The organism is Rhizobacter sp. (assembly GCF_032229685.1).
Lineage (GTDB): Bacteria > Pseudomonadota > Gammaproteobacteria > Burkholderiales > Burkholderiaceae_C > LMDS01.
The window spans coordinates 328,633-354,368 of record NZ_JAVTWP010000003.1; the positions used below are offsets into that span (position 1 = coordinate 328,633).

Below are 25,736 nucleotides of genomic sequence, written 5' to 3' on the forward strand. Positions count from 1 at the left end.
GGGCATGTTCGATCCCGACCTGACTCGCCCATGCCGCACCGCGACGCTGCGCTGACGCGGGTCGCGGCCAGCCGCGTGCCCCCCGGCCCCGACCGTGCGCTGCACGAAGTGCTGGACCGCCTCGGTCCGTCGGTCTTTGCGGGCCTGCTCGAAGCCGACGGCACGCTGCGCTACGCGAACCAGGCGGCGATGCGGGCGATCGGCTGCACGCCGGAGCAGGTTCTTGGCCAGCGCTTCGAAGCCACACCCTGGTGGCAGGCTTGCCCGTTGTCGCAGCAGCGCTTACAGCATGCGCTGGCCAGCGCTGCCCGCGGCGAAGCCTCGCGCTTCGACGTGCGCATCGCCACCCGCAACGGTGACACGCTGGTCATGGACTTTTCGCTGCTGCCGCTCTTCGGTGACGATGGCCGCGTGGTCTGGCTGATTCCTTCCGCTCGCGACGTGAGCGAAAGAGATCGGGCGCAGCGCCAGTGGCTGCTGACCCGCCATGCCGTCGAACAGGCCAACGACCCCTTGTTTCAGGTCGGCCCCGACGGTGCCTTTCGCGATGCCAACGCAGCGGCCTGCCGGCTTCTGGGTCTGCCGCGCGAGCAGTTGCTGCGGCTGCGTGTGCCCGACATCGACACGCAGGTCGACGACACGCAGTGGCCGCTGCGCTGGCGCGAGCTTTGCGAACTCGGCTCCTTGCGTTTCGAGACCCGCGTCCGCCACCACGATGGCCATCAGATCCCGGTCGATGTCTCGGTCAGCCAGGTGACCAGCGGCGACGAGACCTTTGCGCACGTGTGCATCGACGACCTGCGAGAGCGCCACGCCGCCGAGCGGCGAATCCAGCAACTGCTGCAGTTCGACGAACTGACGGGGCTGCCCAACCGCCAGCAGCTCTTCGAGCGTTTGGGCGCGATGTTGCAGACTCACGCACAAACCGCGGTGTTGGTGCTGGGGCTCGACCGATTCAAACGCATCAACGATGGCCTTGGCCCGCAGGTCGGCGACGCGGTGCTGCGCGAGGTGGCGCAGCGTATCGTCGCCACGGTGCGCGGTGTCGATCTGGCGGCGCGCCGGGGTGGCGATGAGTTCGTGATTGTCATGCCCGAGCCTTCTGGGGCGGCCTCGAACACTGCGCAGGCGCTGCTCGACAGCATCGCTCGGCCGGTGGTGATCGAAGGGCAGCAGATCCATCTGACCTGCAGCCTCGGCATCGCCACGGCGCCCGCCGACGGCGACCGTGCCGAGACGCTGCTGCGCCGTGCCAACGCCGCGCTGCACCAGGCCAAGCTGCTGGGCCGCAACCAGGCGAGCGTGTATGCCGCCGCGCCGCACGACGACGACCCCGAACGGTTGGCGCTGGAGACTGCGCTGCGCCTGGCGCTGCGCAACGAGCAGCTCGACCTGCACTACCAGCCCCAGGTCGACCTGAGGCATGGCCGCATCGTCGGCGTCGAGGCCTTGCTGCGCTGGCAACACCCGACGCTGGGGCGGATCGCCCCGGACCGGTTCATACCGATCGCCGAAGAGACCGGCCTGATCCTGGCCATCGGCGACTGGGTGCTGCGCCGCGCGATCGAGCAGGCTGCAGCCTGGCAGCGTGCCGGGCTGCAGCCGCTGCGCATGGGGGTCAACCTGTCGGCGCGGCAGCTCACGCAGCCGGATCTGGCGCGGCGCATCGAGGGCCTGCTCGTGGCGACCGGTCTCGACCCGCGGCTGTTCGGCGTCGAGGTCACCGAAAGCATGCTGATCGCCAACTTCGACCAGGCGGTGCAGCACCTCCAGTCGCTGCGTGCGCTCGGCGTCGAGGTCTCGCTCGACGACTTCGGCACCGGTTACTCGAGCCTGAGCTACCTGCGTCGGCTGCCGGTGGACGTGGTCAAGATCGACCGCTCGCTGGTGCCCGACGTCACCGCGCCGGCAGAAGACGTGTCGATCACCCGCGCCATCATCACGATGGCGCACCGCCTTCAGATGAAGGTGCTCGCCGAAGGCGTCGAAAGCGAAGGGCAGTTGGCGCTGCTTGCCGCGAACCACTGCGACCAGATGCAGGGCTACTGGTTCAGCGCCGCGCTGCCGGCCGCCACGGTCGAGGTGATGCTGCGCGAGGGCCGGCAGATCGACCCGGCGCTGCTGGGCCGGCGTTCACGCCAGCGTTGCCTGCTGCTGGTCGACGACGAGGAGAACATCGTCGCTGCGTTGCGCCGGCTGCTGCGCGCCGAGGGCTGGCTGGTGCTCAGTGCCACCAGCGCCGAGCAGGCCTTGCGGCTGATGGCGCGGCACGAGGTCGACGTGATCCTGTCCGACCAGCGCATGCCCGGCATGACCGGTGTCGAACTGCTGCGCCGGGCCAAGGAGCTGTACCCGGAGACGATTCGGCTGGTGCTGTCGGGCTACACCGAGCTGCAGTCGATCACCGACGCGATCAACGAGGGCGCGATCTACAAGTTCCTCGCCAAGCCCTGGGACGATGAGCAGCTGCGGGCCCATCTGCGCGAGGCCTTCGCGCTGAAGGAGATGGCCGACCAGAACCGCCGCCTCGACCAGGAAGTGCAGACCGCCAACCGAGAACTGGCCGAACTCAACGGGCGGCTGCAGACCCTGCTCGACGCGCAGCGCGAGCAGAACCAGCGCGAGGTCGGCAGCCGCCAGACGGCGCAGGAACTGCTGGACGCCGTGCCGGTGCCGGTGTTCGGCATCGACGACGAAGGCCTGCTGGTGTTCGCCAACGCACCGGGCCAGGCGCTGTGCGGAGGGGACGGCGACCTGCTGGGCGGGCCGGCGACCGAGCGGCTGCCACAGGCCTTGCGGCGGGCGCTGGCCGGCGAGCCCATGATGGTCATGCTGGCCGGGCGCCGCTGGTGGGCGATGAGCCGCTTCTTGAGCGGCAACGCGCGCGGCCGCCTGTTGGTGCTGCTGCCGCAGGCCGGGGCGCGGAAATGACGGTCCCGGCCGCGCCCGACGCGCTGCTGACGGCGCCGCAGACGTCGATCGCGCTCGAGCACCTGTTCCGCCACAGCATGCGCGTCGGGCGGCTGCATCCGCTACTGCACGTTGTGCGGCGCTATCGCGAGGAGTCGCCACGATGAGCGCGCCGATGATCACTGCGACAAGACCGATCGGCCGCGACGAACTGCTTGCCGCGCTGCGCGACCTGCCACCACTGCCCTCGGTCGTGCTCGAACTGGTCGAGTCGCTCGGGCACGAGGAGCTCAGCGCCACGCAGTACGCGGCCAAGATCTCGCGCGACCAGGCGCTGGCCGCCAAGACCCTGCGTCTGGCGAACTCGTCGTTCTATGGGCGCGGCAGGCGGGTCAGCTCGGTCGCCGAAGCGATCGCCGTGCTCGGCCTGCGCACGGTGCGCGGTGTCGTCACGGCGGCGGGGCTGGCCGGCAGCTTCCGGCGCCACCCGGGCTTCGACCACGACGCCTTCTGGCGCCACTCGATCGCCAGTGCCCTGTGTGCGCAGGCGCTGGCCGGTGAACTGCGGCGCGACGACGGCGACCTGGCGTTCACGGTCGGCCTGCTGCACGACATCGGCCGGCTCGCCCTGGCGAGCGCGTTTGCGCCGGCGTACGCCGAGGTCGAGCAGTGGCGGCGCGACCAGGACTGCCCCGGTGACGAGGCCGAGCGCGCCGTGCTCGGCATCGATCACGCCGAAGTCGGCGTGCTGATCGCACGGCAGTGGAACTTCGCACCGGCCATCGCCGATGCCATCGGCCAGCACCACGCGCCGCCGACCGTGGGCGCCGCCACCACTGCGACCGCCGAACTCACGCTGACGGGCATCGCCCATGTGGCCGACGCCATCGCCCACGCCCTCGGTCTGGCCGGTGACGCCGACGAGGCTGTGCCGGCTATGGTGCTGCCGGTCTGGGCCGCCTGCCGTCTGGACGACGCGGCCTGCATGCGACTGTTTGCGCGCACCGAGGCGCAGTTCGAGTCCGTCTGCGAAGCGCTGCTGCACTGAAGACCAAGTGACCATGCCCCAATCCGAACTGATTGCCCTGCAGCGCGCGAACCATGAACTGCGCGCGCTGAACGACAGCCTGCGCAGCGCCCAGGACCAGCTGCTGCAGTCCGAACGGCTGGCGTCGATCGGGCAGCTCGCCGCCGGCGTGGCGCACGAGATCAACAACCCGATCGGCTATGTGTTCTCGAACTTCGGCACGCTGGAGGCCTACCTCCACCGCCTGTTCGAGATGCTCGAAGCCTACGAGCGGGCCGAGGCGGCGCTGGCTGGGTCCCCCGTGGCGATCGGGCTCGCGGCCTTGCGCGAGCGGGTCGAGCTCGACTACCTGAAGCAGGACATCCCGATGCTGATGTCCGAGTCCAAGGAAGGCCTGTCGCGGGTGCGCAAGATCGTCCAGGACCTGAAGGACTTCTCGCGTGTCGACACGCACCAGGAGTGGGTCTGGGCCTCGTTGCACCAGGGCATCGACTCGACGCTGAACATCGTCGCCAACGAGATCAAGTACCGCGCCGACGTGAAGCGCGAGTACGGCACGCTGCCCGACATCGAATGCCTGCCGTCGGAGCTGAACCAGGTGTTCCTGAACCTGCTCGTCAACGCGGCCCAGGCGATCGGCCCGGAGCGCGGGTTGATCGTCGTGCGCAGCGGGAAAGGTGTCATGGGCGGCGCTGAGGTCTGGGTCGAGGTCGACGACAACGGCTGCGGCATCGCGCCCGAACACCTGGCGCGCATCTTCGACCCCTTCTTCACCACCAAGCCGGTCGGCCGCGGCACGGGCCTGGGCCTGTCGCTGGCCTACGGCATCGTGCAGAAACACCATGGCCGCATCGAGGTGCGCAGCGAACCGGGCCGCGGTTCTTGTTTCCGCGTCACGCTCCCGGTGCGGCGGCCGGGCACCGAAGGGGTCGCTGCATGACGGCGGCCATGGTGCCTGCCCCGCCCTGGACGTTGCTCGCCGTCGACGACGAGCCGAACATCCTGGCCGCGCTGCGGCGGCTGTTCCGCACCACGGGCTGGCGCATCCTCACGGCCGGGCACGCCGAAGAGGCACTGGCACTGCTCGCCGCGGAACCCGTCGACGCGGTGCTGTCGGACATGCACATGCCGGGCATGGACGGCGTGCAGTTGCTTGAGCGGGTCAGCCAAGGCTGGCCGCGCACCGCGCGGCTGCTGCTCACGGGCCAGGCTGATCTGAACTCGACGATCGCCGCCATCAACCGCGGCCGGCTGCACCGCTACATCACCAAGCCCTGGAACGACGACGAGCTGCTGCTGACGCTGCGCCAGGTCGCGCAGACCCAGCAGCTCGAAGCCGACAAGCGGGCGCTGGAGCGGCTCACGCAACAGCAGAACGACGAGCTGAAGACGCTGAACGCCAGCCTGGAGGTCCGCGTCGCGTTGCGCACCGAAGAACTGGCGGCCGCCAACCACCGGTTGAAGCGCAACTACCTGACCTCGATCAAGGCCTTCACCACGCTGATTGAGCTGCGCGGCAGCACCCAGGTCGGGCACGCGCGCCAGGTCGCCGACCTGACGCGGCGCATCGCGCAGGCGATGGTGCTGGACGCCGACACCGCGCATGACCTGCCGATTGCCGCGCTGCTGCACGACATCGGCCACATCGGCCTCAGCGACGCGGTGCTGGCGCGGCCGGTGAACCGGCTCGACGGCGACGAACTGCGGCGCTATCGGCTGCACCCGGTTCTCGGCGAGCAGGCCTTGCTGGCGAGCGACGACATGCAGGGCGTGGCGCCGCTGATCCGCGCCCACCACGAGCGCTGGGACGGGCAGGGCTTCCCCGACGCCCTGCGTGGCACAGCGATCCCGCTCGGGGCCCGCATCCTGGCGGTGGCCGACACCTTCGAGGACTTGCGCAGCGGCCGCATCGACGGGCAGACCCTGAGCGCACTCGAGGCGCGCCGCACTGTACTTGCCGCGCGCGGCAGCCAGTTCGACCCGGCCGTGGTCGATGCCTTCGCGAGCCTGTTCTCGGCCGAGCCACCGAAGCCGGGCGCGGAGGCGCTGCGCCTGCGCAGCCCGGAACTGCTCGCCGGCCACACCCTGGCAGAGGATTTCGTGTCGCCCGAAGGCGTGTTGCTGCTGTCGGCGGGCCAGCGGCTGAACGACGACCTGATCGGCCGCATACGGGCCTTCGAACGCAAACATGGCCTCGCGCTGACGATGGCCGTGCAGGCGCCGCACGGGGCTGGCCGGTGAAGCACCTGCTGATCGTCGACGACGAACTGCCGGTCCTGCACGCCCTGCGCCGATTGCTGCACCGGCACTTCAAGCCGCAGCAGCTCGTCGTGGAGCTTTGCGCCGACCCGCTGCAGGCGCTGCGGCGCCTGCAGGAAGCGCGCTTCGACGTGCTGATCAGCGACTACCGCATGCCGCGGCTGGACGGCGTGACGCTGCTGGCCCGCGCCCGCGAGCTCGACCCGCGCACCGTGCGTTTGATGCTCAGCGCCGCGGCCGATTTCGGCACCGTGCTGGCGGCGGTGAACCGCGCCGAGGTCTTCCGATACATCCGCAAGCCCTGGAGCGACGGGCAACTGCTGGCCGATCTGCAGGCTGCACTGACCTTCGACGCGAGCGCCGCCCCGAGCGCAACCGAACTGGAGCGGCGCCGCCTCGAGGCGCTGGAGCCGGGCATCACGCAGGTCGAGTGGGGCCCGAACGGCGAGGTGCTGATGCCGGGCCACTTGCCGACCCGACCGAGCGAACTGTGAGGCGCCTCCGAGCGGCCGCCGACCCGCCAGGTCGAACGGGAGCGCGTGAATCGGGCACTCCCGGGTTCTGGACAGCTGACCGTGGGCGCGCGAAGACGGGGTGCGAACGCCGGCCCGGTACTGGCTTGCGGTGCCGACACGCTGCCGAAATCACAGCCAGGACGTGCGCACAGCGCTGGTCGTCGGTACGATCCGACAGGCGTGCCGCCGGGCCGACCGGCGCTTGAACCACCGCATCCGGAGTGAAACCCATGTCCGAGCAGAGGCCTTTGCAAGCCGCCACGGCACCCATCGAGCGGCGTGTGGCTGCGGTCGAGGCCGCGCTGCGCGAGCGTGGCATGAAACCCGGCGAGTTCATCGACGAGTTCGAACACCTTGCCGAAGAACAATGGGTTCCGCGCAACGGCGCGCGGGTGGTGGCCAAGGCCTGGGTCGATCCGGCTTACCGAGAGCGCCTGCTGGCGAATGGCCGTGCCGCGGTCATCGAGCTCGGCATCGACATGCCACGCCACCACCGACACCTCGTGGTGCTGGAGAACACCGCCACGATTCACAACGTCATCTGCTGCACCTTGTGTTCCTGCACCGCATTCACCGTGATCGGCCTGCCGCCGGGCTGGTACAAAGACCTCGAGTACCGTGCCCGCGTGGTCCGCGAATCGCGCACCGTGCTGCGCGAGCTGGGGCTCGACCTGCCGCCGGAGATGGAGGTGAGGGTCTGGGACACGACGGCTGACACCCGCTACATCGTGCTGCCGGTGCAGCCGCCGCACACCCTGGGCTGGCCGGAAGAGCAACTCGTTGACCTCGTCAGCAAGGAGTCGATGATCGGCGTCGCACGCCTCTAGGAGTTCGATATGGACGGCATACACGATCTGGGTGGCAAGCAGGGCTTCGGCCCGGTGTCGTTTTCTCCCGAAGCGCGAGAGGTCTTTCACGAGCCTTGGGAAAAGCGTGCCAACGCGCTCTATTCGCTCGCCGTGAAACTCGGTGTGTTCAACATGGACGAGTACCGCCACGCGATCGAGCGCATGGAGCCTCGCCACTACCTGAGTGCCGGCTACTACGAGCGTTCGCTGACGAGCACGGCAACGCTGTGCGTGGAAAAGGGAATCTTCACGCGTGAAGAACTGGAGCAGCTGGCGCAAGGCGCGTTTCCGCTGGCGCTGCCGAGCGCGCCGGGGCGCTCGAACGTGGCGCCACGGCAGCGCTTCGAGCTGGGCGACCGGGTGCGCGTGAGCCTCGATCAGGTGCCCGGGCATGTGCGCATGCCGGCCTACATTCGTGGCAAGTACGGTGTGGTCGTGGGAGAGTCACCGGCCTACCCGTTCCCCGACGCGCACGCGCACGGGCTTGCGGCCGCCGACGAGCCCACTTACGACGTACGCTTCGACACCACCGAGTTGTGGCCGAACTCGGCCGACCGGGCCTTCGTGCACGTGGGGGTGTTCCAGAGTTATCTGGAGCGGTCGGCATAGGGCGGAGCAAGCCCACGCGCTGTCACTTCACCGGGATCGGCGTCGCACGCTCCACCGGCACCGCGGTGATGCTGTTCTGCGGCGAACCTTCGATCACGCGGTCGGAGTAGGTCATGTAGATCAGAGTGTTGCGCTTGGCGTCGACCATGCGCACGACACGCAGCTTCTTGAACAGCAATGACAGGCTCACGTCGAAGATCTCTTCCTGCTTCGGCAGTGGCTTCGCGAACGAGATCGGGCCGGTCTGGCGGCACGCGATCGAGGCTTCGGCCTTGTCTTCGGCCAGCCCGACCGCACCCTTGATGCCGCCGGTCTTGGCGCGCGACACGAAGCAGGTGATGCCGGCCACCTTGGGGTCGTCGTAGGCGTCGACCACGATCTTGTGGTCGGGGCCGATGAACTTGAACACCGTGTCGACCTCGCCGACCCGTTCGGCCTGCGCCAGCGTGCTCAGCAACGTGGCCAGCAGCAGGGTGGCCCACTTCTTCTTCATGAAAACTCCTCGTCGAACGGTGTGAGCGCGGCGCGCCCGGTCAGTGTTTCTTGTATTGCGTGGCGCCGAACAGCGTTTCGCGCGCCTTGTCGTCGTGCAGCGGCTTGCGCAGCGCCGCCAGCACCTCCACACCACGCTTCACGGCAGGCCGCGCCGCGATCTCGTCGAACCAGCCCTTCAGGTGCGGGTGGTCGTTCCAGTCGATGCCCTGGTTCTTCCACGAACGCAGCCAAGGAAAGATCGCAATGTCGGCGATCGTGTAGTTCGGCCCGGCGATGTACTTGCTCTTCGCCAGGCGATTGTTCATGACGCCGTACAGGCGTTTGGCTTCGTTCGTGTAGCGGTTCACCGCGTACTCGATCTTCTCGGGCGCGTAGATGCGGAAGTGGTGCGCCTGGCCGAGCATCGGGCCCACGCCGCCCATCTGGAACATCAGCCATTCGAGCGTCTCGTACTTCCCGCGTGTGTCGTCCGGCATGAACCGGCCCGTCTTCCCGGCGAGGTAGAGCAGGATCGCACCCGACTCGAACAGCGAGATCGGCTTGCCGTCGGGCCCGTTCGGGTCGGTGATCGCCGGGATCTTGTTGTTCGGGCTGATCGCCAGGAACTCGGGCTTGAACTGGTCACCGGCGCCGATGTCGACCGCGTGCGCCCGGTAGGGCAGGCCGCACTCCTCCAGCATGATGTGAACCTTGTGCCCGTTGGGCGTGGCCCACGAATACACTTCGATCATGTCCTTGTCCATCTTGTCTTCCTTCCGGCCGCACGGCGTGTGCGTTCGGCAGCCACTCTAGTTGATCGGGCACGCGCATGCTCGAGTCCTTCAAGAAGCTGTTCAACAAGCCGGCGCCCGAGCGTGACCTGGCCGCGGTGCAGGAATGGGCGCGCGCCAGCGGCCACGGCTTCAAACGGGTGCGCGGCGAAGACGGCTTCGTGATCGATGGCGCGATCGAAGGCAGGCCCTGGCGGCTCGAGTGGGGCCCGCCGCAGCGCGACTACATCGGTGGCCATGAACTGCGGCTGCGCATGGAACTGGCGCTGCCGCACGACATGCTGATGCTGGTGCTGTCGCGCACGCTGATGGACAGGCTGGAGCGCGCCACCTACGAACAGTTCACCGACAGCATGCAGACGCAGATCGGGGCGCAGGCGCCCGAAGAGATGCGCTGGCTCGTGATGTTCCCGAAGGTCGACATGGCATCGGTGAAGACGTTGCGTGCGCACTTCGGTGCGGTGGCCAGCGTGCCTCAGGCTGGCCTGGCCTGGATCGAAGGCCCGCTGGCCGAGGCCTTGCAACGCTCGGCCGACCGGCTGCTGCGCTACGACCCGCCGTTCGTGCTGATGACGCTGCGCAGCCGCGTCTACCTGCGCATGCTGCTCGACACGCCCGATGGGGCCGACATCGCCGCGGCCCTGGCCGTTTTCCAGACTGCGGTGCTCCAGGCACTGGCGGCCGCCGCGGGTTTCGATGGCCCGGGCGGGCAGTGGCATTCGACCTCGTCGACCGCCTGGCAGAGCCTGCATTCCGAAGAACTGCAGGATCTGAACAAGCCGGGCTAGGGCGGTTGCGCGCTCAGGCGTATTTGCCGAGCTCGAGCTTGGCGATCGCGTTGCGGTGCACTTCGTCCGGGCCGTCGGCAAAACGCAGCGTGCGGGCGCCCGCGTAGAAGCCGGCGAGCGGGAAATCTTCGCACACGCCACCACCACCGTGCGCCTGCATGGCCCAGTCGATCACCTGCAAGGCCATGCTCGGCGCCACCACCTTGATCATCGCGATCTCGGCCTTGGCGGTCTTGTTGCCGGCCACGTCCATGATCCACGCTGCCTTCAGCGTGAGCAGGCGAGCCATGTCGATGCGGCAGCGCGCTTCGGCGATGCGCTCGCGCGTGACACCCTGCTCGGCGACCGTGCGGCCGAAGGCCACGCGCGACGAGGCACGCTTGCACATCAGTTCGAGCGAACGTTCGGCCAGGCCGATCAGCCGCATGCAGTGGTGAATGCGGCCCGGCCCGAGGCGGCCCTGGGCGATCTCGAAACCACGGCCTTCGCCAAGCAGGATGTTGCTGGCCGGCACGCGCACGTTGTCGAAGGTGATTTCCATGTGGCCGTGCGGCGCGTCGTCGTAGCCGAACACCGAGAGCGGCCGCAGCACCTTGATGCCCTTGGTGTCGGCCGGCACGAGGATCATCGACTGCTGCGAATGGCGCGGCGCTTCGGGGTCGGTCTTGCCCATGAAGATGTAGATCTGGCAGCGCGGGTCGCCGGCACCGCTGATCCACCACTTGCGGCCGTTGATGACGTAGTCGTCGCCGTCACGCCGGATGCTCGACGCGATGTTGGTCGCGTCGCTCGAAGCCACCGCCGGTTCGGTCATCGCGAACGCGCTGCGGATCTTGCCGTCGAGCAGCGGTTCGAGCCATTGTTTCTTGTGCTCGGGCTTGCCGTAGCGCTCGATGGTTTCCATGTTGCCGGTGTCGGGCGCCGAGCAGTTGAAGACCTCGCTCGACCAGGGCACGCGCCCCATGATCTCGGCCAGTGGCGCGTAGTCGCTGTTCGACAGGCCGAAGTCGCGGCCGTTGTGCGCGCCACCTTCGCCGCCGGCGGTGGGCGGCAGAAACAGGTTCCACAGGCCGATCGCACGCGCCTTGGGCTTGAGCTCTTCGATGGTCTTGAGCGGTGTCCAGCGTTTGCCGGCGGCGGTGTTGGCCGCGATCTCGGCGTCGTATTTCGCCTCGGCCGGGTAGATGTGTTCGTCCATGAACCGCAGCAGCTTGGCTTGCAGGTCGAGGGTGCGGGGGGAATAGCTGAAGTCCATGGGTGTCTCCTTCGTGAATCGGCTCGGTGCGGTCAGGCCTGACGGGCGATGCGCCAGCCCATTTCGGCCAGCGGTCGCGCACCGGCCCCAGCTTGACGTGCTTGTGCGCTCGACGCTGTCCCCATCTCGACACGTTTTGCAATTCCTTGCAGGATGCCGGCGAGGCGGAACATGTTGTAGGCGAGGTAGAAGTTCCAGTCGGCCATCACGGCGGCGGGGTCGGGCCGGCCCGTGCGTTCGCAGTAACGACGCACGTAGCTCTTCTCGTCGGGGATGCCGAGGGCCTGCAGGTCGAGCCCGCCGACGCCGCGAAATTGCCCGGGTGCGATGTGCCACGACATGCAGTGGTAGCTGAAGTCGGCCAGCGGGTGGCCGGTGGTCGAGAGTTCCCAGTCGAGCACCGCGATCACGCGGGGTTCGGTGGCGTCGAACATCAGGTTGTCGAGCCGGTAGTCGCCGTGCACGACCGATACCTGGCCTTCGTCGCGCGCACTGGCCGGAATGTTGGCCGGCAGCCAGGCCATCAGCTCGTCCATCGCGTCGATGGGCTCGGTGATCGACGCCAGGTACTGCTTGGTCCAGCGGCCGATCGAGCGCTCGAAGTAGTTGCCGGGTTTGCCGTAGCTGGCGAGGCCGGCCTTGTTCACGTCGACGTTGTGCAGCGCCGCGATCACGCGGTTCATCTCGTCGTAGTAGGCGGCGCGGTCGGCCTTGGCGATGTCGGGCAGCGACTGGTCCCAGAACACCCGGCCCTGCATGAACTCCATGACGTAGAAAGCCCGGCCGATCACGCTTTCGTCTTCGCACAGCAGGTGCATCTTCGGCACCGGCACGTCGCAGCCGTGCAGCGCGTTCATCACCGTGAATTCGCGGTCGATCGCGTGGGCCGAAGGCAGCAGCTTGGCGGCCGGGCCGGGCTTGGAACGCATCACGTACGAGCGCGTCGGCGTGATCAGCTTGTAGGTCGGGTTCGACTGGCCGCCCTTGAACTGCTCGACCGTCAGCGGGCCGGCAAAGCCGTCGAGCCGGCCCTGCAGGTAAGCCTGCAGCGCGGCGGTGTCGAACTGGTGCGATTCGGCGACGGGCTTGGTACCGGCGTTGGCTTCCATGTCATCAACCTCGAGGTGGATTCATCACTTGCTGGAAATCGCCAGCAGCTTTTCTTTCGACAGCACCACCAGCCGCGTCGGCTCGATGCGCACCGCGCCGTCGCGCTCGAAGCCTTTGAGTTCCTGGTTCACGCGCTGGCGCGAGGCGCCGAGCAGTTGCGCCAGGTCTTCCTGGGCGAGCTGCAGGCCGATGCGGATCTCTTCGCCCTCGTTGATGCCGTAGCTGCGCGCCAGCAGCAGGATCTGCTTGGCCAGGCGCGACGCGAGCGGGCGGGTGTTCAGGTCTTCGACGGCGTCGAACATCAGGCGCAGGCGCCGGCAGTTCAGGCGCAGCAGCGCTTCGTACAACTCGGTGTGCTGCGAAAGCAGTTCCTTGAAGTCGGCCTTGCGCACGACCAGCAACGTGGTCTCGCCATGGGCGTTGGAATCGTGCGTGCGGGGCAAGCCGTCGAACAGCGAGATGTCGCCGAACCAGGTGCCTGGTTCCACGTAGGTGAGGGTGATCTGCTTGCCCGAGAGTGACACCGAGCTGACCCGCACGGCACCCTTGGCCACGCCGCACCATTCGTCGGCGGGGGCGCCGCGGGCCGACATCATGGCCCCGTCTTTCAACCGGCGCACCACCGACCTCGAAAGGATCGCATTGCGCAAGGGTTGGGAGAGTCGTGAAAACCAAGAGCCCGAGTCGATATTGGATTGTTCGGCAATTGTAAGAACGGGGGTGGTCATGTTCAGTCGCTGATGTGACAGCATGATGCTGCTCCGCTGACCTATTGTCCATGACATGCGACAGCCGATCGCAGCCCTGCAAACGCCTGTGCTTCAGCACACGAAGGAGACCCGAATGAACGCCGCCGCCGCACTCAAGATCCCCAGCCTCAAGAACGAAGTGAGCGCCGAAGAATGGCAGCTGCGCGTCGACCTCGCCGCCGCCTACCGGCTGGTCGCCATGTTCAAGTGGGACGACCTCGTGTTCACGCACATCAGCGCGCGCCTGCCCGGCAGCCACGACTCGTTTCTGATCAACCCCTACGGCCTGATGTTCGACGAGATCACCGCGTCGAGCCTGATCAGGATCGACGCGCAGGGCAACAAGCTCGACAACTCGCCGTACCCGGTGAACCCGGCCGGCTTCACGATCCACAGCGCCATTCACTCGGCGCGCCACGACTCACAGTGCGTGATGCACACGCACACGCTCAACGGCATCGCGGTGTCGGCGCAGAAGGCTGGCGTGCTGCCGATCTCGCAGCAGTCGATCTTCGTGCTGTCGGGCCTGAGTTACCACGACTACGAAGGCGTGGCGCTGCGCGACGACGAAAAGCCGCGCCTCGTGGCCGACCTCGGCCCCGACAACAACTACCTGATGCTGCGCAACCACGGCCTGCTGACGCTCGGCAGCACGATACCCGAAGCCTTTCTGGCGATGTACCTGTTCGAGACGGTGTGCACGATCCAGGTCCGCGCGATGGCCGGCGGCACCGAACTCACGCCCGTCGACCCGCGCATCATCGCCACGGCCTCGGAACAGGCCCGCGTGGGCACTCGCGGTGTCGGTGGCGGCGCGCTCACCTGGCCGGGCCTGCTGCGCCGGCTGGACCGCCACGACCCGAGCTACGCCACCTGACCGAACCCGCGCCTCACTCGAAGCGCGGGGTGCGCTTTTCCATGAAAGCCTGCAGTCCTTCGGCGCCGTTGGCGTGGAACAGGTTGGCGATGAAGTGATCACGCTCGGCGCCGAGTTGCTGCGTCAGCGCTTGCGAGGCGGCTTGCCGCACCAGTTCTTTCGCGCTCGCCACCGCGTTCGGCGCCATGTCGGCCAGGCGCTGTGCGAGCCGCAGCGACTCGCTGAAAGCCTGCCCGCTGCCGGCGAGCGCGGCCACGAGTCCCCAGCCGTGCAAGGCCTGCGCCGTGACGGGCTCGCCAAGCCAGACCAGCTTCTGCACCAGGGCGCGCGGCAAGGCCTGCGACAGGCCCCAGGTTGCACCGCCATCGGGTGACAGGCCGATGCGGCCGTAGGACAGGATGAATCTTGCGTCGTCGGCCGCGACCATGAGGTCGCATGCCAGAGCAAGCGAAAAGCCGGCACCGGCTGCTGCGCCTTCGACACAGGCGATCACCGGCTTCGGGCAGGCGCCCAGCGCTTCGACGAACTGGTGCAGGTGCTCCAGCATCTGGTGCTGCGCCGGCGGCCCGGCCTGGCGGCGCTCCATCAAGCCCTGCAGGTTGCCGCCAGCGCAGAAGTGCGCACCGTCGCCACGCAGGATCACGCAACGCACCGTGCCGTCGGCCTCGGCCACGCCGAGTGCTTCGATGCCGGCGGCGATCGCCTGGTGCGAGAGGGTGTTGCGCGTGGCCGGGTCGCTGAGCGTCAGCACCAGCACCGAACCAACACGTTCGGTCAGCATCTCCGAGGGCATGAATTTCCTTCAGCGGGCGTGTTGAGGCACGGTGCGGAGCGGCCGCGCCGGCCCGGGCGGGGATTGTGTCACGCGCGCCGTCTTTGCCGGGCGTAGAACGGCGGGTCACGCAAGGTCTTCATGCTAGAGTCAAGAGGTCACTTTTGCGCCGAAAATCCAGCCCTGCATGCGAGCCACCGCTACCGTTTTTTCCCTCAGCCTCGCCGCGGCGCTCTGGGTTGCCGCCGCTCCCGCCAAGGCCCTGGGTTTCGGTCGCATTGGCAACACCACGCAGCTCGGCCAGCCGCTGAACTTCGCTGCGGCGATCCGCCTCGAGAACGACGAGAGCCTGTCACGCGAGTGCGTGGCCGCCGAAGTGCTGGTCGGCGAAAGCAAGCTGCAGCCCGGCCAGGTTCGCGTGACGCTCGAAGCGGGTGCGACCGCCAACGAGCGCCTCGTTCGTGTGACCACGAGCACGCTGGTCGACGAGCCGGTCGTGACCGTGAGTGTCTCGGTGGGTTGCACCTCGAAGGTCACGCGCAAGTTCGTCGCCTTCATCGACCCGCCGCTGATCAATGCGCCGCAGGTCGCGGCCGCCGACAACGCGATGATGGTGCCGCAGCGCGCCGACTCGCAGGTCGCGCCGCTGGTGTCCATCGTCGAAGGCGAGAGGTCGCCGGTGGCGGCGGCGCCGGCGCAGGGCACGGCGCCCGTGGCCCGGTCCGAGCGGCCACGCCGCGAAGGTGCAGCGCCACGAACCACGCCGCGCAGCCGCCCCGTGGTGGTCGCCCGTGCTGCGGCCGATTCGGCCAGTGCGCCTGCAGCCACCGCCGCGCCAGCAGCGAAAAAGCCCCCCGCTCGGCGCGTCGCCGCGCAAGCGGTGCGCGCGGCGGCGTCCGGGCCGCGGCTCGAACTCGAAGCAGCGCCGGCCGTGGTGGCGCGCGCTGCATCGGCGGCACCCGGCGTGCAGTTGCCGGTCGTGGCGGCTGCGGCTTCAGCGCCGGCGAGTGCCGCCTCGGCAGCCGCGGTCGACGACACAGCAGCCTTGCTGGCGCTGGAGCGAGAGCGCATCCGCCTGCTCGAAGAAGGCCTGGCGCGTGTGCGCAATGAGTCGCAAGCCACGCAGCAAGCGCTGGTGACGCTGCAGGCGCGTCTGCAGGCGGCAGAGTCGGAGCGTTATGCCAACCCGCTGGTGTACACGCTGGCCTGGTTGTCGGCGCTGCTGGCGCTCGCGGTGGGCGCGCTCTGGTGGCGGCAGTCGCGGGCCCGCGGCGCGGCCCAGTGGTGGGCTCCGCCGGCCCCGGTGGCTGCCCCCCCTGCAGCGCCACGAACCAAGACCCCGGCCGAGTTCGAGGTCGGGTCGCCGACCACGATGTCGGGTGTCGCGCCGGCCTACGAAGTCTCGGTGCTCGAGCCCGGCGAAGTCTCGATGCCTGCGCCCGATCTGCCGATGACGGTGCCGGCCGCCGCGGCACTGCGGCCCGCGCCGGTGGTGGCCGAGCCAACCCGCGAACTCTCGGTCGAGGAACTGATCGACCTCGAGCAGCAAGCCGAGTTCTTCGTCGTGCTCGGGCAGGACGAAGCCGCCATCGAGCTGCTGATGAGCCACGTGCGCAACGACGGTGGCATCAGCCCCTTGCCGTACCTGAAGCTGCTCGAGATCTACAAGCGGCGTGGCGAGTCAGATGCCTACGAGCGCATTCGTGATCGTTTCAACCGGCGCTTCAACGCCTACGCGCCCGACTGGACTTCCGACCTGCAGCAAGGTCTGGCGCTGGAGGCCTACCCCGAAACCGTGCAACGCCTGCAGTCGCTCTGGGCGGCCCCGGCCAAGGCGATGGAAACCCTGGCCGCTGCCTTGTTCCGGCGTGACGTTTCCGACCAGACCTACGACTTGCCGGCGTACCGCGAACTGCTGTTCCTCTACGCCATCGCGCGTGACTTCCAGGAGCACGGTGTCACCGACCTCGGTCGCGACGTGGATCTGCTGCTGCCGATGCACGACGACGTGCCCGCCGAGCCGATCGCACAGCGTGTGCACAGCACCGGGTTCCAGAACAGCGCGCTGATGACCCAGCCGCTCGACCTCGACGTGTCGCTGGTGCGTGGCGAGGCTGATGCCGTGTTGCCTGCGCCCACCGGCCTGGAACGGCGTTCTGCCGAGCGTGCCCAGGCGCGCGACTCGAACCTGATCGACTTCGATCTCGACCTGGACCTCGACCCGCAGGCGCCTGCGCCGCCAGACAAGCGCTGAGTGTGTCGGCTGCGCCGGCTACAGCCGCGCCAGCCGTTCGAGTGCGAGGTTCAGCGTTTCGTCTTTCTTCGCGAAGCAGAAACGCGCCAGGCGTTGCTCGAAACCGCCCTGGTAGAACGCCGACACCGGAATCGCTGCCACGCCGGCTTCGGCCGTGAGCCAGCGGCAGAAAACCTCTTCGCTCTGGTCGCTGATGGCCGAGTAGTCGACACACTGGAAGTAGCTGCCCGAGCTGGGCAGCAGCTTGAAGCGGCTCTGCGCCAGACCCGCGCGGAACAGGTCGCGCTTGCGCTGGTAGAAGGCCGGCAGGTCGAGGTGTCGCGAAGCGTCGGCCATGAAGCTGGCCAGGCCGTGCTGCATCGGCGTGTTCACGGTGAACACGTTGAACTGGTGCACCTTGCGAAACTCGGCCATCAGTTCGGCCGGCGCGGCGGCGTAACCCACCTTCCAACCGGTCACGTGGTAGGTCTTTCCGAAGCTCGAGACGACGATGCTGCGCTGCGCCAGCTCGGGGAAACGCGCCACGCTCTGGTGCAATGCACCGTCGAACACCATGTGCTCGTAGACCTCGTCGGCGATCACGACGATGTCGGTGCCTCGCAGCAACGCGGCGAGGCTCTGCATGTGCTGCGCCGACCAGACCGTGGCGCTCGGGTTGTGCGGCGTGTTGACGATGATGGCGCGGGTGCGGGGCGTGATCGCGGCCTTGATCAGGTTGAAGTCGGGCGCGAAGCTGCCGGGCGTCAAGGGCACATGAACGGCGCGGCCGCCGGCAAGCTCGATGTTCGGCTCGTAGCTGTCGTAGCACGGGTCGAGCACGATCACTTCGTCGCCTGGGTGCACGAGCGCCAGGATCGCCGTGATGATCGCCTGCGTGGCGCCGGCCGTGACCGTGATCTCGGTGCCCGGGTCGTAGCTGTGGCCGTAGAGCGTGGCCACCTTGGCCGCGATCGCTTCGCGGAACAGCGGCACGCCGGCCATCGGCGGGTACTGGTTCAGGCCGCTGCGCATCGCCGTGTTCACGGCGTCGAGCAACTCGGGCGCGCAGTCGAAGTCGGGGAAGCCCTGGCCGAGGTTGACGGCGTTGTGCTGCTGGGCGAGCGCCGACATCACGGTGAAGATGGTCGTGCCCACGCGCGGCAGGCGGCTGGTGATGACGGGGGTGTGGAAGGTCGTGGTCATGCTGGCGAAGGCGGGTGGGTTCAAAGCTGGTAGTCGTGCGCGTCGCCGCTCATCGCTCGGGCGACGAGTGCTCGGCTCAGGCGGTCCGACATCATCTCGGCGAAGGCATAGACGAAGTTGCGCAGGTAGGCGCCGCGCTTGAAGGCGATGCGCGTCACGTTCTGGCCGAACAGGTGGCCCACCGGGCGCGACACGAGCTCGCCGCCCGGCGGGTCGTCGCGCACCGCGAGCTCGGAGACGATGCCGACGCCGAGGCCGATGCGCACATAGGTCTTGATCACGTCGGCGTCGATCGCCTCAAGCACGATGTCGGGCTTCAGGCTGCGCGTGGCGAAGGCCGCGTCGACGCGGCTGCGGCCGCTGAACGACGGGTGGTAAGACACCAGCGGCAGCACCGCCAGGTCTTCGAGCGAGATGCGTTCGACCTGCGCCAGCGGGTGGCTCGCCGGCATCACGACCGCGTGGTGCCATTCGTAGCAGGGCAGGGTGACAAGTTCGTCGTAGCCAGTCAGCGCTTCGGTGGCCAGGCCGACATCGGCCACTTCGTCGATCACCATGCGCGCCACCTGGTCGGGCGAACCCTGGTGCAGGCTGATGTTGACCTTCGGGAAACGCTTGCGCAGCTGCGCCACCGGCCCCGGCAGGAAGTAGCGCGCCTGGCTGTGCGTGGTGGCGATCGACAGCGTGCCGGCGTCCTGCTGCGAATACTCTTCGCCGATGCGTTTCAGGTTGCCCACCTCGCGCATGATCACTTCGATCGCCTTGAGCACCTGCGCGCCGGGCTCGGTGACACGCCGCAGGCGCTTGCCGTGGCGCGCGAAGATGTCGATGCCGAGCTCGGCTTCGAGTTCGAGGATGGCCTTGGAGACGCCAGGCTGCGACGTGAACAGGGCTTTCGCGGTTTCTGTCAGGTTGAGGTCGCGGCGCACGGCCTCCTGCACGAACCGGAACTGGTGCAGGTTCATGCCGAAGCCTCCGCCAGCGTCATCGCAAGAGCGGCCTGAGCCATGGCGTCGATGACACCTTCGTCTTCGCCGATCGCCGCCCGCACGTGCCAGTGCACCTGCGGGTGCGCGGCAGACAGCTCGGCGGCCAGCAGCGGCAGGTCCTTGCGCACATGGCCGCCGGTGCCGAGGAACAGCGGAACGATGTCGACCCGCGTGCAGCCCGCCTGCGCCAGTGCGTGGCCGGCGTCGAGCAGCCCGGGTGTCATGAATTCGAGGAAGGCAAGCCGCACGGCAAGCTGCGGTTCACGGGCCTGCACGCCACGAGCCACGGCTTCGAAAGGCAGCGACCAGCGCGGGTCGCGGGCACCGTGGGCAAACAGGATCAGGCCGCGTTGCATGGTCGGTCCTATCGGTAACGAACGAGCCAGCTGAACGCCGCCAGCGACATCAGCAGGTACAGCGCACTCGGGGTGGCGGCCACGATCCAGGGTGTCCAGTTGCGCAGCAGGCCGAGGTGGCCCGACACGTTGTTCAGCAGCACGAAACTGATGCCCAGCATGATGCCGCCGAACACCTTCAGGCTCACACCGCCGGCACGTGCGTGCAGGTAGGCGAACGGCAAGGCCAGGCCCATCATCACGAGACAGGCGAACGGGTAGAGCGCACGTTTCCAGAACTGGATCTGGTGGCTCTGCGCCGCCTGTTCGTTGTCGGCCAGGTGCCCGATGTAGCGAAACAGGTCGATCGTCGACATCGTGCTCACCGGCAGCACCGCCGCCGCCACCACGCCGGCCGAGAGGCTGCTGGGCCAGTCGTAGCGCTCGAGCTTTTCTTCGGGCGCCTGTGCCTTGCCTTCGGCGTTGATCCAGCGCGTGATGTGCACGTCTTGCAGAGCCCAGGTCGAATTCGGCTCGACCTGCCCGCTGCCGGCCGCGATGCGCCGCAGCAAGCGGCCGTCGGCGTCGAACTCGAAGATGCGGATGTTCTGCAGCACCGCCTTGGCGTTGGCCGACGCCACGTTGACCGAGTAGCTGCGTTCGCCTTCGGGCGTGCTCGCGTGGTCTTTCAGCCAGGCCCCGGAACGGCCGAGCCGCACGCCGCCCTTGTAGTGCGCTTTCAGCAGGCTGGCCTGGCGCTCGCTCAGGGGCGCGACGTAATCGCCGACGAGGTAAGTGAGCACGCCGAACATCAAACCCAGGCTCGCCAACAGCGACAGCGCCCGCGCCGGGCCGAGCCCGCCGGTGCGCAGGATCGTGAACTCAGACGATTGCGCCATGCGCGAGAGCGTGTAGATCGCGCCGATCAGCACCGCGATCGGCGAGACCTCGTAGAAGTGACCCGGCACCAGCAGCAGCGAATACATCGCCGCATGCACACTGGTGTAACCCGCCGTGCCCACGTCGGAGAGTTCGTCGACGAAGTCGATGAAAAAAGACAGCGACAGGAATGCCAGCGCCACGAAAGCAACGGCCGAGACGATGTCGGCATAGAAGAGGCGGCGGACGGTCTTCATGCGCCGGCGGCCACCGGCGTTGCGCGCCGCCAGCCGAAGCGGCTGTTGAGGTGCTCGCGCCACCAGAGCAGCAGCATCGCGATCATGAAAGCGCCGCCATGCGCAGCCACCAGTGCCGTGCCCATGCTCACCTTGCTGCCCGCCACCCAGGCCTGCGAGAGGTTGATGACGTTGTAGTACACGACGAAGGCGAGCAGCGCGAACATCAGGTTCCAGTTGCTCGCCCGCCGCGGGTTCGAGGCCGACAGGCCGATGCCGAGCAGCAGCATGTTGGCGGCGCCCAGCAACAGCCCGAGCCGCCACACCAGTTCACCCTGGTGGCGCGGCGTGGGGTCTTGCAGCAACTCGAGGCTCGGGCGCGCCTTGGGCGGCAGGTTGTCCATGCTCGACAAGACTTTCTCGCCTGCCAGCACCCGGTAGCTCTCGAAACGCGCCAGCGTCTTTTCGTTGTTGCCCATGTTCTGCTCGTTGCGCTGGCCGCGCGTCAACACCAGAAAGCGGTCGTCGCCTTCGAGCTCGATGCGGCCGCTGCGCGCCGAGGTGACCGACTCGGTGCCCGCGAGCGACGAGAGGATGAACACGTTGCGCCCGGTGGCGCTGTCAGCCGCGTCGCGTTCGATGAAGAAGACGCGGGTGCCGTCGTTCGAGGTCTGGAACTGGCCCGGCGCCACGCGCGACAGGTCGGAGCGGCGCTCGAAACGTTCTTTCAACTGCGCGCTGCGCTGGTTCTGCCACGGCCAGACGAACAGCGCCAGCAGGCCCACCACCAGCAGCACCGGCCAGCACACCCGCAGCACCGGGCCGACGAAGCGGGTCAGGCCCACGCCGCTGGCGAACCAGATGACCATTTCGCTGTCGCGGTACATGCGCGACAGGGTGGCCACGACCGAGATGAACAGCGACAGCGCCAGCATGGTCGGCAAATGCCCGAGCGCCACGTAGCCGAGCAGCAGCACCACGTCTTGCGGGGCGACCTGGCCGCCGGCGGCCAGGCCGAGCGTGCGGATCAGCATCATCGTGAGCACGATGGTGAGGATCACGACCAGCGTGGCGCCGAAGTTGCGCGCCAGGTCTCGGCGCAAAGTGGAATCGAATAACATCGTCTGCTTGTCTAATGGACCGCAGATTATGGACTTTCGTCATCAAATTCTCGGGGCCGACGCGCTCGCCGGCCTGACCTGCGACGCGCTCGTGCTGATCGTCACCGGCGACGCCGTCGACACCACGCTCGATGCACCGCTCGGTGCGGCGCTGAGCGACGCGCTCGCGCACGACGACTTCAAGCTCAAGGCCGGCAAGTGCCTCTATCTGCACCGCCCGGCCGGCGTGCGCGCGCCGCGGGTCGTGTTCTCGGTGGCGGGCGCCCACACGGCCAAGGCTTTCAAGGCGGCGGTGGTGGCCGGCATTCAGCAAGTCAAGGGCACCGGCGCGAAACACGTCGCCGTGGCACTGGCCGGCGCCGGTGAACTCGGCGCGGCGCAAGCCGAGGCGATGGTCGCGGCGGTGAGCGAGAGCCTCTACCTGTATCGCCACACGAAGCCGAGCGCGCCCGCACCCGCCGCCATCAACAAGGTGACGCTGCTGTGCAGCAAGGCCGACGCCAAGGTCGTGCAGCAAGGCCTGGCGCGCGGTCAGGCGATCGCCGCCGGCGTGAACCTGGCGCGCGAGTTCGCCAACCGCCCCGGCAACCACTGCACCCCCACTTTCCTGGGCGAGCAGGCGAAGAAGCTCGGCAAGGAATACGGCCTGAAGGTCGACGTGCTCGACCGCAAGGCCTGCGAAAAACTCGGCATGGGCTCGTTCCTCGCCGTCGCCCAGGGCTCCGAAGAACCGCCGCGCTTCATCGTGGCGCGCTACAACGGCGCACCGAAGTCGCAGGCGCCGGTCGTGCTGGTCGGCAAGGGCATCACCTTCGACACCGGCGGGATTTCGCTCAAGCCCGGCGCCGAGATGGACGAGATGAAGTTCGACATGGGGGGTGCAGCGAGCGTGCTCGGCACGCTTCGAGCCGTCGCCGAACTGAAGCCGAAGCTGAACCTCGTGTGTGTCGTGCCCACGTGCGACAACATGCCCAGCGGCAGCGCCGTCAAGCCTGGCGACGTGGTCAAGAGCATGTCGGGCCAGACGATCGAGATCCTCAACACCGACGCCGAAGGCCGGCTGATCCTGTGCGACGCGCTCACCTACGTCGAGCGCTTCAAGCCGGCGGTCGTCGTCGATGTGGCCACGCTGACCGGCGCCTGCGTGGTGGCGTTGGGTCATCACCACTCGGGCCTGTTCACCGCCGACGACAAGGTGGCCGAGCAACTGCTGGCGGCCAGCCAGGCCGGCCTCGACCCGTGCTGGCGCATGCCGATCGACGAAGAATACGGTGAAGGCCTGAAGAGCAGCTTCGCCGACATGGGCAACATCGGCGGGCGCGCCGCCGGGGCCAGCGTGGCGGCGCAGTTTCTGAGCCGCTTCACGGCCAAGTACCCGTGGGCGCACCTCGACATCGCCGGCACCGCCTGGAAGTCGGGCGCTGCAAAAGGTGCCACTGGCCGGCCGGTGAGCCTGCTGACGCACTTCGTGCTGTCGCAAAACGGTTGAAGCGCCTGCCGGCATGACGGAAGTCAGCTTCCATTTCAATGTGCCCGAGCGCACCGACTACACCTGCCGCCTGCTGCGCAAGGCAACGCGTCAGGGGGCGAAGGTGGTGGTGACGGGGCCGGGCGAACTGCTCGGCGGCCTCGACCGGGCACTCTGGACCTTCGACCCGCTGGAATTCGTTCCCCATGCCCTGCTGCGCAGCGGCCAGCCAGCGCCCGAGCGCCTGCGTGACACGCCGGTCTGGCTGCTCGAAGACAGCGCTGCGGCAGTGCACCACGACGTGCTGCTCAATCTGGGGCATGAACCACCAGCGGGCTTCGAGAGTTTCGCGCGCCTGATCGAGATCGTTTCTACCGACGAAGACGAACGCGCCGCGGCGCGCCTGCGCTGGAAGCACTACGCGAGCCGGGGCTACAACATCGTGCGCCACGAGGTGGGTTCATGAGCCAGTTCGGCCCGCTCTCGCCGCAGACGGTGCCCACGCTCACCGAGGTCGTCGACTGGCCCGACGCGACCCAGGCACCCCCCGCCCACAACCCGCAGCCCAACGCGGGGTTCGACGAATCGATGGTGATGTCGCCGGCCGCGGCGCCGGTCGCGTCGGTGTTGTCGGAAGAGCAGCTGAGCCAGCGTGTGCTGGCCGATCTGCAGCACCAGATCGACCTGATGATCGAGGTGCGGCTGCGTGAGGCGCTCACGCCCTTGTTGCAGCGCGCCGCCGACAACCTGGTGCGCGAGACGCGTGCCGAGCTGGCATCGACCTTGCGTGAGATCGTGGCCCGCGCGGTGGCTCAGGAACTCGCGCGTCATCGCGGTCGTTGACTCACGCGTTGTGGTTTCACCCGCGGCCGCCGGCGCTCCAGAAGAGCTCCGGTTGCCAAGGCGAACCGCCGCTCCGTTTTGATGTTCGTGCCCGTGGAAACCCTGTAGAGGGCCTGTCATGCGACCCGTGCATTCACTATGCAGAGGCAGTTCTGTTTTGCGGTATCGTCTCGCGCGTTGACAAGACTCAACCGTTCAATTTTCTACATCGATTATTCCTATCCGGAGGTTATTGCATGCAAGTCAGACTCAATACGATCGTTGCCGCAGCCGTGGTGATGCTCGGCGCCAGCGCTTACGCGCAGGACATGGTCGTCAAGATCGGCTCGGTGGCTCCCACCAGCGGTGGCATCGCTCACCTCGGCAAGGACAACGAAAACGGTGCCCGCATGGCCATCGACGAGTTGAACGCCAAGGGCGTGATGATCGGTGGCAAGAAGGCCAAGCTCGAGCTCGTTCCTGAAGACGATGCAGGCGATCCGAAACAAGGCACCGCCGTGGCGCAGAAGCTGGCCGACTCCAAGGTCAACGGCGTGATCGGCCACCTGAACTCGGGCACCTCGATCCCCGCGTCCAAGATCTACAGCGACGCCGGCATTCCGCAGATCTCGCCGTCGGCCACCAACCCGAAGTTCACCCGTCAAGGCTACAAGACCACGTTCCGCGTGGTGGCCGATGACGTGCACCTCGGTGGCACCCTGGGCCGCTACGCGGTCAAGGAACTCAAGGGCAAGTCGATCGCCGTGATCGACGACCGCACGGCCTATGGCCAGGGCGTGGCCGAAGAGTTCTCGAAGGCTGTCAAGGCATCGGGCGGCGCGATCGCAGCCACCCAGTTCACGACCGACAAGGCCACCGACTTCACCGCCATCCTGACTGCCATCAAGGCCGCCAAGCCCGACGTGATCTTCTTCGGCGGCATGGACGCCGTGGCCGGCCCGATGATTCGCCAGATGAAGCAACTCGGCATCAATGCCAAGTTCATGGGCGGCGACGGCATCTGCTCGGGCGAACTGCCCAAGCTGTCTGCTGGCGCGATGGCCGACGGCCAGGTGGTCTGCGCCGAAGCCGGTGGTGTCGAAGGCACCCAGAAGGCCGGCATGGAAGACTTCTACAAGCGCTACAAGGCCAAGTTCGGCATCGACGTGCAGGTCTACTCGCCGTACGTGTACGACGCGCTGAACGTGATGGTCGCCGCGATGGTCAAGGCCGGCTCGGCCGACCCGAAGGTCTACCTGCCGGTGCTGGCCAAGACCGAAGGCTACAAGGGCGTGACCGGCACGATCTCGTTCGACGAAAAGGGCGACGTGAAGAACGGCGCCCTCACGCTGTACACCTACAAGGGTGAAAAGCGCGACCAGATCGCCGTGGTTCGTTAAACCGCAGCTTCGCTGCGAAAGAACAGGGCGCCTTCGGGCGCCCTCTTTTTTGGCCGCTTCAAAGGG

The 25,736-nt window shown here is 67.7% G+C and carries 26 protein-coding genes; 15 read left to right on the forward strand and 11 right to left on the reverse strand.

Going from position 1 to position 25,736, the window contains the following annotated elements; all coding sequences use genetic code 11:
* Window positions 1–30 precede the first annotated feature (30 nt).
* From AC30PD_RS02495 to nthB, 8 genes are all read left to right on the forward strand, one after another.
* Window positions 31–2,931, forward strand: a complete 2,901-nt coding sequence (locus AC30PD_RS02495) for an EAL domain-containing protein (RefSeq protein ID WP_489534050.1) — start codon at window positions 31–33, stop codon at window positions 2,929–2,931.
* Window positions 2,928–3,077 (forward strand): hypothetical protein, encoded by a 150-nt coding sequence (locus AC30PD_RS02500; protein ID WP_489534051.1) that lies wholly within the window; start codon window positions 2,928–2,930, stop codon window positions 3,075–3,077. Before AC30PD_RS02495 ends, AC30PD_RS02500 begins: the two co-directional genes overlap by 4 nt.
* A complete protein-coding gene (locus AC30PD_RS02505) occupies window positions 3,074–3,958 on the forward strand; it encodes an HDOD domain-containing protein (RefSeq protein WP_489534052.1) in 885 nt (294 codons plus the stop codon). The genes AC30PD_RS02500 and AC30PD_RS02505 overlap by 4 nt, the downstream gene beginning before the upstream one ends.
* A 13-nt stretch (window positions 3,959–3,971) precedes the next feature.
* Window positions 3,972–4,877, forward strand: coding sequence for an ATP-binding protein (locus AC30PD_RS02510; protein ID WP_489534053.1), 906 nt, complete (start codon window positions 3,972–3,974; stop codon window positions 4,875–4,877).
* Entirely contained in the window at window positions 4,874–6,178 is a 1,305-nt protein-coding gene (gene nosR, locus AC30PD_RS02515) for a response regulator c-di-GMP phosphodiesterase, NosR family (RefSeq protein ID WP_489534054.1), read from the forward strand. The genes AC30PD_RS02510 and nosR overlap by 4 nt, the downstream gene beginning before the upstream one ends.
* A complete protein-coding gene (locus tag AC30PD_RS02520) occupies window positions 6,175–6,690 on the forward strand; it encodes a response regulator (RefSeq protein WP_489534055.1) in 516 nt (171 codons plus the stop codon). The genes nosR and AC30PD_RS02520 overlap by 4 nt, the downstream gene beginning before the upstream one ends.
* 251 nt (window positions 6,691–6,941) lie before the next feature.
* Window positions 6,942–7,538, forward strand: coding sequence for a nitrile hydratase subunit alpha (locus AC30PD_RS02525; protein ID WP_489534056.1), 597 nt, complete (start codon window positions 6,942–6,944; stop codon window positions 7,536–7,538).
* A gap of 9 nt (window positions 7,539–7,547) precedes the next feature.
* Window positions 7,548–8,168, forward strand: a complete 621-nt coding sequence (nthB, locus tag AC30PD_RS02530) for a nitrile hydratase subunit beta (protein ID WP_489534057.1) — start codon at window positions 7,548–7,550, stop codon at window positions 8,166–8,168.
* Window positions 8,169–8,190: 22 nt separating this feature from the next.
* Here nthB and AC30PD_RS02535 read toward each other — a convergent pair whose 3' ends face one another.
* Together AC30PD_RS02535 and AC30PD_RS02540 are read right to left on the reverse strand one after the other, a co-directional pair.
* Window positions 8,191–8,661, reverse strand: coding sequence for a CreA family protein (locus AC30PD_RS02535; protein WP_489534058.1), 471 nt, complete (start codon window positions 8,659–8,661; stop codon window positions 8,191–8,193).
* A gap of 40 nt (window positions 8,662–8,701) precedes the next feature.
* Window positions 8,702–9,394 (reverse strand): glutathione binding-like protein, encoded by a 693-nt coding sequence (locus tag AC30PD_RS02540; RefSeq protein ID WP_489534119.1) that lies wholly within the window; start codon window positions 9,392–9,394, stop codon window positions 8,702–8,704.
* A gap of 77 nt (window positions 9,395–9,471) precedes the next feature.
* Between AC30PD_RS02540 and AC30PD_RS02545 the strand changes: the two genes are divergently transcribed.
* On the forward strand, window positions 9,472–10,221 hold the full coding sequence (locus AC30PD_RS02545; RefSeq protein ID WP_489534059.1) for a hypothetical protein: 750 nt from the start codon (window positions 9,472–9,474) through the stop codon (window positions 10,219–10,221).
* Window positions 10,222–10,234: 13 nt separating this feature from the next.
* On the opposite strand, the gene AC30PD_RS02550 is transcribed toward AC30PD_RS02545, so the two are convergent.
* From AC30PD_RS02550 to AC30PD_RS02560, 3 genes are read right to left on the reverse strand one after another with little or no spacing between them, the layout of a single operon-like run.
* Window positions 10,235–11,476 (reverse strand): acyl-CoA dehydrogenase family protein, encoded by a 1,242-nt coding sequence (locus tag AC30PD_RS02550; protein WP_489534060.1) that lies wholly within the window; start codon window positions 11,474–11,476, stop codon window positions 10,235–10,237.
* Between the two features lie 32 nt (window positions 11,477–11,508).
* Window positions 11,509–12,585: a phosphotransferase gene (locus AC30PD_RS02555; protein ID WP_489534061.1), complete on the reverse strand. Its 1,077-nt coding sequence runs from the start codon at window positions 12,583–12,585 to the stop codon at window positions 11,509–11,511.
* Window positions 12,586–12,609: 24 nt separating this feature from the next.
* Entirely contained in the window at window positions 12,610–13,314 is a 705-nt protein-coding gene (locus AC30PD_RS02560) for a Crp/Fnr family transcriptional regulator (RefSeq protein ID WP_489534062.1), read from the reverse strand.
* Window positions 13,315–13,429: 115 nt separating this feature from the next.
* On the opposite strand from AC30PD_RS02560, the gene AC30PD_RS02565 reads away from it, so the two are divergent.
* Entirely contained in the window at window positions 13,430–14,212 is a 783-nt protein-coding gene (locus AC30PD_RS02565) for a class II aldolase/adducin family protein (RefSeq protein ID WP_489534063.1), read from the forward strand.
* A 13-nt stretch (window positions 14,213–14,225) separates the two neighbouring features.
* Here AC30PD_RS02565 and AC30PD_RS02570 read toward each other — a convergent pair whose 3' ends face one another.
* Window positions 14,226–15,005 carry an oxepin-CoA hydrolase, alternative type gene (locus tag AC30PD_RS02570; protein WP_489534064.1) on the reverse strand — a complete coding sequence of 260 codons (780 nt, stop codon included), beginning with the start codon at window positions 15,003–15,005 and terminating at the stop codon, window positions 14,226–14,228.
* 166 nt (window positions 15,006–15,171) lie between these two features.
* On the opposite strand from AC30PD_RS02570, the gene AC30PD_RS02575 reads away from it, so the two are divergent.
* A complete protein-coding gene (locus tag AC30PD_RS02575) occupies window positions 15,172–17,238 on the forward strand; it encodes a hypothetical protein (RefSeq protein WP_489534065.1) in 2,067 nt (688 codons plus the stop codon).
* A gap of 18 nt (window positions 17,239–17,256) precedes the next feature.
* Here the strand turns inward: AC30PD_RS02575 and AC30PD_RS02580 are convergent, their stop codons facing one another.
* From AC30PD_RS02580 to lptF, 5 genes are read right to left on the reverse strand one after another with little or no spacing between them, the layout of a single operon-like run.
* A complete protein-coding gene (locus AC30PD_RS02580; RefSeq protein ID WP_489534066.1) occupies window positions 17,257–18,420 on the reverse strand; it encodes a pyridoxal phosphate-dependent aminotransferase in 1,164 nt (387 codons plus the stop codon).
* A 20-nt stretch (window positions 18,421–18,440) separates the two neighbouring features.
* Complete coding sequence (locus AC30PD_RS02585) at window positions 18,441–19,385, reverse strand: CysB family HTH-type transcriptional regulator (RefSeq protein ID WP_489534067.1); 945 nt, start codon at window positions 19,383–19,385, stop codon at window positions 18,441–18,443.
* Window positions 19,382–19,765, reverse strand: a complete 384-nt coding sequence (locus AC30PD_RS02590; protein WP_489534068.1) for a sirohydrochlorin chelatase — start codon at window positions 19,763–19,765, stop codon at window positions 19,382–19,384. The genes AC30PD_RS02585 and AC30PD_RS02590 overlap by 4 nt, the downstream gene beginning before the upstream one ends.
* An 8-nt stretch (window positions 19,766–19,773) precedes the next feature.
* The gene (gene lptG, locus AC30PD_RS02595; RefSeq protein ID WP_489534069.1) at window positions 19,774–20,880 is read right to left on the reverse strand and encodes an LPS export ABC transporter permease LptG; all 1,107 of its coding nucleotides are present in this window, start codon (window positions 20,878–20,880) and stop codon (window positions 19,774–19,776) included.
* Window positions 20,877–21,980, reverse strand: a complete 1,104-nt coding sequence (gene lptF / locus AC30PD_RS02600) for an LPS export ABC transporter permease LptF (RefSeq protein WP_489534070.1) — start codon at window positions 21,978–21,980, stop codon at window positions 20,877–20,879. The genes lptG and lptF overlap by 4 nt, the downstream gene beginning before the upstream one ends.
* Window positions 21,981–22,008: 28 nt before the next feature.
* Here lptF and AC30PD_RS02605 point away from each other — a divergent pair, with 28 nt between their 5' ends.
* From AC30PD_RS02605 to AC30PD_RS02620, 4 genes are all read left to right on the forward strand, one after another.
* Window positions 22,009–23,469 (forward strand): leucyl aminopeptidase, encoded by a 1,461-nt coding sequence (locus tag AC30PD_RS02605; protein WP_489534071.1) that lies wholly within the window; start codon window positions 22,009–22,011, stop codon window positions 23,467–23,469.
* A 13-nt stretch (window positions 23,470–23,482) separates the two neighbouring features.
* Window positions 23,483–23,914 (forward strand): DNA polymerase III subunit chi, encoded by a 432-nt coding sequence (locus AC30PD_RS02610; protein ID WP_489534072.1) that lies wholly within the window; start codon window positions 23,483–23,485, stop codon window positions 23,912–23,914.
* Window positions 23,911–24,291 (forward strand): DUF2486 family protein, encoded by a 381-nt coding sequence (locus AC30PD_RS02615; protein ID WP_489534073.1) that lies wholly within the window; start codon window positions 23,911–23,913, stop codon window positions 24,289–24,291. Before AC30PD_RS02610 ends, AC30PD_RS02615 begins: the two co-directional genes overlap by 4 nt.
* A 236-nt stretch (window positions 24,292–24,527) precedes the next feature.
* The gene (locus tag AC30PD_RS02620; RefSeq protein WP_489534074.1) at window positions 24,528–25,670 is read left to right on the forward strand and encodes a branched-chain amino acid ABC transporter substrate-binding protein; all 1,143 of its coding nucleotides are present in this window, start codon (window positions 24,528–24,530) and stop codon (window positions 25,668–25,670) included.
* The last annotated feature ends 66 nt before the right edge of the window (window positions 25,671–25,736 follow it).